This window comes from Methanobrevibacter sp. (genome assembly GCF_030539555.1).
In the GTDB taxonomy this organism is placed as follows: Archaea; Methanobacteriota; Methanobacteria; order Methanobacteriales; family Methanobacteriaceae; genus Methanocatella.
Genome location: NZ_JAUNXX010000072.1, coordinates 1 through 6,939, shown reverse-complemented (window position 1 = coordinate 6,939; position 6,939 = coordinate 1). Strand labels below are relative to the sequence as shown.

Annotated in this window: 4 protein-coding genes and 1 pseudogene; all 5 read left to right on the top strand. The window is 31.9% G+C overall.

The features are described from left to right. Positions 1–2,666: Ig-like domain repeat protein (locus tag Q4Q55_RS09060; protein WP_303372493.1), on the top strand; the 2,666-nt coding region annotated here is incomplete at its 5' end. 747 nt (positions 2,667–3,413) lie between these two features. After that, complete coding sequence (locus tag Q4Q55_RS09055) at positions 3,414–3,896, top strand: helix-turn-helix domain-containing protein (protein WP_303372492.1); 483 nt, start codon at positions 3,414–3,416, stop codon at positions 3,894–3,896. Positions 3,897–4,228: 332 nt separating this feature from the next. Beyond that, the gene (locus Q4Q55_RS09050; RefSeq protein WP_303372491.1) at positions 4,229–4,471 is read left to right on the top strand and encodes a hypothetical protein; all 243 of its coding nucleotides are present in this window, start codon (positions 4,229–4,231) and stop codon (positions 4,469–4,471) included. Further along, a complete protein-coding gene (locus Q4Q55_RS10665; RefSeq protein ID WP_368660153.1) occupies positions 4,434–4,730 on the top strand; it encodes a transposase in 297 nt (98 codons plus the stop codon). The genes Q4Q55_RS09050 and Q4Q55_RS10665 overlap by 38 nt, the downstream gene beginning before the upstream one ends. 655 nt (positions 4,731–5,385) lie before the next feature. Then, positions 5,386–6,939: pseudogene (locus tag Q4Q55_RS09045) on the top strand (hypothetical protein); the annotation flags it as partial.

The following is a 6,939-nucleotide window of genomic DNA, read 5'->3' as shown; positions in this document are numbered from 1 at the left end:
CAATTTCAAATGTTGTAACTGTGACAAGTAATGAAAACGACACTAACAGGTCCAACAATAATGCTTCTTCTGATAATGTTACTGCTCTTCCTGTTGTTGATTTGATTATTATTAAGACTGTTAATGTTACTAAAGCTAATGTAACTGATTTAATTGAGTTTACAATTGCTGTGACTAATAATGGTCCTTCCAATGCGACTGGGGTTAATGTTACTGAAAGGCTTTCTCCATTGGTTGAGTTAATTGGTAATGAGACTGATTTCGGAAGTTATGATGGTTCTGTCTGGAACATCGGAAATCTCAACTTTAACGAAACTGCAACCTTGACTTTGGTTGTGAGGATTCTTGCCAATGGAACAATTTCAAATGTTGTAACTGTGACAAGTAATGAAAACGACACTAACAGGTCCAATAATAATGCTTCATCTGATAATGTTACTGCTCTTCCTGTTGTTGATTTATTTATCAATAAGACTGTCAATGCAACTCTTGTCAATGTTTCTGATTTAATTGAGTTTACAATTGCTGTGACTAATAATGGTCCTTCCAATGCGACTGGGGTTAATGTTACTGAAAGGCTTTCTCCATTGGTTGAGTTAATTGGTAATGAGACTGATTTCGGAAGTTATGATGGTTCTGTCTGGAACATCGGAAATCTCAACTTTAACGAAACTGCAACCTTGACTTTGGTTGTGAGGATTCTTGCCAATGGAACAATTTCAAATGTTGTAACTGTGACAAGTAATGAAAACGACACTAACAGGTCCAATAATAATGCTTCATCCGATAATGTTACCTCTCTTCCAATCATTGATTTGAGCATTAACAAAACAGTTAGCACAACCGCAGCTTTCGTCGGCGATGAAATTGTATATGTCATATCAGTTCACAATAACGGTCCAAGCAATGCAACTGAAGTAAAAGTCACAGAAAAACTATCCGACTCAGTTTCACTCATCGATAATGTCACAGCTAAAGGATACTACAGTGAAAATGAAGGCATTTGGCATGTGGGTGAACTGGCAAACGGATCAACTGCAACATTGACCTTAACAGTTAAAGTCATAAAAGAAGGATTGATAGAAAATGTTGTCGTGGTCAAATCAAAAGAAAACGACACAAATAAATCCAATAACGAATATCCATGCGATAACGTAAGTGTTGAAAAAATAAATACTCCAATCGATTTGGAAACTCAAAATATCACTTATGGTGAAGATGAAATAATCACAGTAACCCTTCCGGTCAATGCAACAGGATTCGTAAACATAACCATTAACAATAAAACTTATCCTGATGTCCCAATCAATAATGGAATTGCTGAATTGACAGTACCAGACCTGGCAGGAGGAGACTATGATGTCATTGTTGTCTATGGTGGAGATGGTAAATATGCTGCTAATTCCACAACAGGCAAATTCCATGTTGCACGTCTAACTCCAATAATAACCATTGAAGTTGTAGATATCTGGGTTGGTGAAGTGGAAGTATTGAATGTGACAGTCAACGCACCTGGAAGCGTGAATGTCACAGTTTATGGAATCACAGTTGAAATTCCACTTGACGATGGTGTCATGTCAACTGACGTGCTTCAAGCAGCTAAGGCGGCCTATAATGGAAGAGCAACCTGGAACTTGATTAACTTGCCTGCGGGCACCTATCCAGCATTTGCAATATATAACGGAAATGAAAATTACTCAAGCGTAAATACCTCTGATGTATTCCATGTGAGAGCTAGAATGAGTAATGTTGTAGTGACCGCTCAAGATATCTATGTTGGCCAGGATGCAATCATCAAAGTTAATGTGGGTCCAACTGGAGTAACAGGCAATGTAACTATTAAAGTCGACGGCAAATCATACAATGTGAACATTACTGATGGAAAAGCAACCATTAATGTTCCTGGCCTAAAAGCCGGAGAAAAATCAGTTGAGGTCATCTATAATGGGGATAAAATATACTCCTCATCCAAAAACTCAACAACATTCGCTGTCCATAAAATAAAACCTCAATTGGTTGTTGATTCAGTTGACATTTATATTGGTGAAAACGAACCGATTGTTGTGACTTTGCCGAGTGATGCAACTGGAACTGTTACAATAACAGTTGATGGCGTAAAATACACAGCTCCAGTTGAAAATGGAAAAGCGACATTTGACATTCCAAATCTTAAAGCCGGAAAATACGCTGTTGATGCAGTATACTCCGGTGATGAGAAGTACTTGCCGACAGATGGCAGGGACACATTTAAAGTATCCAAACTAAAACCTGACATCACTATCAATGCGCCGGACATTACTGTAGGAGATAATGGAGTTATTAAAGTAACAGTTCCGAAAGATGCAACAGGTACAATAACCATTGAAATTGAAGGTAAAAGGTACACCCAAACAATCAGAAACGGTGAAGCGGGATTCATTGTTCCTGGTTTAAAAGTTGGTGTTCATGACATCAAAGTCTATTACTCCGGTGATGATAAGTACTTGGCCGGCAACACTGCCGGAAGCATTAAGGTCAATCCTATTAAAGAGGACAAAAACGATACACGCCACAGCCCTCATGTGCCTGTCGGCTTGGAAAAATATGAAACAGGTAATCCGATATTCATATTGTTATTAATATTATTGACATTTGGATCTGCTAGATTAAGAAGATTTAGAAAGTAGGTCTGATTTCTTATTTTTAATATAATCTATATGAAAAAGTAGTACTTTAGATATTCCAATTTAGTTGGTATTTTGTCAAACAGGTTGTTCGCTGTTCTTGTCTGCCATGAATTATTGTCTCATGTCCGTGAATTTTTTAGTGGGAATTCATTAACATTTCAGTAATGATATTGTCAGATTTTTATGTTTTGTTTAACAATTGGATTTGTATAATGAATTTATTAAATTATTAACTTTTATTTTTACTTTTTAAGCAGATTTGGTAATTATTTTCAGCATTTTTAATATTTTTTTATACATATTTCATCTAAAAATCGAAATTATTTTTAGATTTTATTCATATTGCTTTGTCATATTTTGACAGCTAGTTAATTTTTAATTTTTGATTGTGGGAGTAATACTAATTTATGTTTATTTTTCTTATTTTTTTTCATTTGTACATATTCATATTGAACCTAGTTTACAAGGAGGGGGTATTATTTTACACATTATTTTATGAGGGGTGTATATTTGAAGAATATTTAATAGTTTTCTTATTTTTTTGAATATTTTCTAGTTTTTTCCGGTTTTTGCCGACAAAAAACATATATATTATAAAAATCTAAAACAAATACCATAATAAACTCTCCAATATTTTCCGATGGAAAATATATTTTACAAAATTGGAGGGGGTGTACTATGAATAAGAAAGAGATATTATAGTTAATTACCAAACTTTTATTATAGATGAATGGCAGATAATAAAGTATGTCAGGAAAATCTACAATTGATGTTTTAAATAAAGTTAAGAAAACTGCTCTGGATGAAGAAATCACAAAGTATGTGGCTTTCCATAGGTATTATCAAAGGTTAATTGCAATTAGAATCATAAGTGAAGGACATTCCATTGCAGAAGCTGCAAGAATAATAGGAAAATCATATCAAACAGTTCATAGATGGGCAAAAACCTGCGAATCTGAAGGATTAGAAGGTTTAAAACCTTCTTTTGGTGGCGGAAGGCCATCAAAATTAACTTATGATCAACTAATTGAATTGGATAAAATCATAGAAGAAACACCCAATATGTCAATGAAAGATGTACATTTGCTTGTTAATGATAGATTCAATGTAAATTATAGTTTAAAGCAAATAGGAAAAATTGTGAAAAAATTAGGATACAATTACAGCAAAGCATATCCAAAATTTTCAAAATCACCAGAAGATGCTGAAGAACAGTTAAAAAAAACTTAAAAGAACACAATGTAACAACAAACGATATTATAGTCTTATTTGACGAAGCATCATTTCAAAATGAACCTTACACTCAAAAATCATTATATAAAAGAGGAACAAAGCATACACAAATCGTAAATCCATACAAATTCAAAATCAACGCCACAGGATCATTAACAATAAATGGAAACTCAACCATCACAATAACAAATTCCTCAACAGCCCCTGAAATCGCAATAGCCTCAATAGAACTAAGATGCGCAAACACAAAAAACAAAAACACAATAAAAATATTAAACAAAATCATACAAGAAGTAAATCTAACAGATGAAGAAATAGACGAACAATTAATGAAAAACAATGAAAATAATGAAGTTTTCACAGAAAAAATTTTAAAAACACTCGAAAAATATAAAAATGATACAACCTCAACAATAGCCAGAATAATCGGAAAACACTGCAATCGAGAATCACTAAACAATGTGAAAAAAAGAAGAGAAATAAGAAGAAAAAATAACATTAAATCTATTAACAAAAGAAAATATAATAACAAAAATGCAAACCGAACAAAGGTTATGCTTAATTCTAGATAATTATAGCGTTCACAAATCCGCATTCATCAAAAAAATAGCACTACATCTCAATATTACTTTAATATACCTTCCACCATACTCTCCTCACTTAAATCCAATCGAACAAATTTGGAGACAAATGAAAAGAGAAATAAAACATTATTATCTCGAATCAAAAGAATTTTTACATGAATTGACTATAAATACCTATAAAGAATCGATTTTAGATACAAAAGTTTATGATAAATGGTTTGAAACATATATACCAAAAGTTTGGTAATTAACTATAATTGTTATTTTACATAGGATAAGAATTTTTTTTTATTGGATATTTTTACAATAGATTTTTATCTAAACTTTCTAATTTGGCTCTATTCATTGAATTCTCTTTTTATTTTCATTGGTTTATTTCACTGTTTTGTATAATGATTGTAGCGATGATTATATTTATTAAACAATTGTAATTTGTTGCCATATTCTTTTTGAACTAAGATATGCTTTTATACAATAACTAACAACATATATTGTATATTTTTTTTAATTTTTTAAAATTAATTCAATATTTTGTAAATTTTATAGCATATGTTTAATTTTTTCATATTGGTTTTGAGGGTAATATATTGTTAATAGAATTTTTTTTTCACTGTTTCATTTTGAAGTTTTTGATTTTGAAAATTTTTAGTCAAATTTTGTAATAGTTTAGTATTATTTATATAATCTGTTCGTTATTCTATTTTGTTCATATTTTTTTAGATTAATAATATTTTTTTATACTTTTTTCAAAATTTTTTATAATAGTAAAACTTATATAATTTCTTTTTTTAAAATATATATCACTTAACGAAAAATAATAAATGTAAATTTTATTTTACATCTATTGGAGAGATGAATGTATGAATAAACGAGAGATTTTAATAATATTATTAATATTATGTATGATTTGCGCAATTTCTGCAGTTTCGGCTGCAGATATTGGTGTGGATGATGCAAATGGAACTCTCACAACTCCTAAGGGGGAGGCTGTTGAGACAAGTAATGATTTGTCCACTCTTTCAGTTTCAGATGATTCTGATGTTTTAGGCGATGCAACCGGAGCTGGCGGATCATTTTCAGATTTACAAACGTTGATTAACTCCAATACTGGTACGATTACCTTGACTGGAAACTATACTTATGGAGGTTCCGATTCTGGTAATACTGGTATTTCTATTAAAAATAAGGACATTACTATTGTGGGTCAAGGCAACATTGTCATTGATGCAAAGGAGAAGTCCAGAATATTTAATATCGACGGAGCTACAGTAACATTAAAAGGTATAACTTTCACCAATGCCAAATATAGTGGAGATGGTGGGGCTATTACATCAAATTCAAAATTAATTATAGATAACTGTAATTTCACAAGCTCTTCTGCAATTAGTGGGGGTGCTATTTTGATTGGCGGAAGCCATTCCAAAATAACTAATTCAAATTTTGAAAGCAATGTCGCTTCCTATTCTGGTAATATATGGGGTGGAGGAGCAATTAAATTAGCTCAAAGTATTTCAAATGTGACATTTGACCATTGTTCTTTTGTAGGCAATAATGCTACAAATGGGCATGGTGGTGCAATCTCCATGTCTCAATGTAAAAATATCGTGATAAATAACTCTTATTTCAATAAAAATTATGCAAAAGGTGACGGGGGTGCACTATATACATATAAACAAGAGAAAATGTCAATTTTAAACACCAACTTTACTGAAAATTCTGTTTTATATTCTACAGGTCTTGGTGGTGCTATTCATTTTCAAAATGATAATCATATAAAAAATTATATTGATATTATCAACTGTTCATTTATATCCAATTCTGCAGCTCGTGGTGGAGCAATTCGTACTACACAACCGTCTTATTATTTCAATTTGTATAATTTAACTTTTAAAAACAACAAGGCAAAATATGAGGGCGGAGCATTTTCACATAACCAGTTGTCTTATTATTTCAATTTTGAAAATATTACCTTTGTCAATTCCTCAACTGAACAGATAACTGGTGCTTGGGGTGGTACAATCTATTTCAATGCAGAAAGCTCAAACTGGAAGAATATATCTATATATGATTCAGAATCATTAACTGGTGGGGCCATATGTATAAAATCATCAGTACAAAACACATTCCGCGATATAATAATTAAAAACGCCACTGCCTCTTCATATGGGGGTGCTATTCAATTAGGTCTTTATACATCTGATCCAAATAACGTCCTTGCAAATGTAACTATAATCGATTCAGAAGTCACTGATGCATGGCCAAATTATGGTGGGGGTGCTATTTTTATAATGGGCAGTAGTGCTACTTTAACTAATATTAGCATTACTAATACATCTTCTAATTCTTGTGGCGGTGCAATTCAGGTATACAATAGTCACAGTACTTTAAATAATATTAACATTACTAATTCTTCAGCTAGAAATGGTGGAGCTATATATGTTGGTTCCGATTATCAG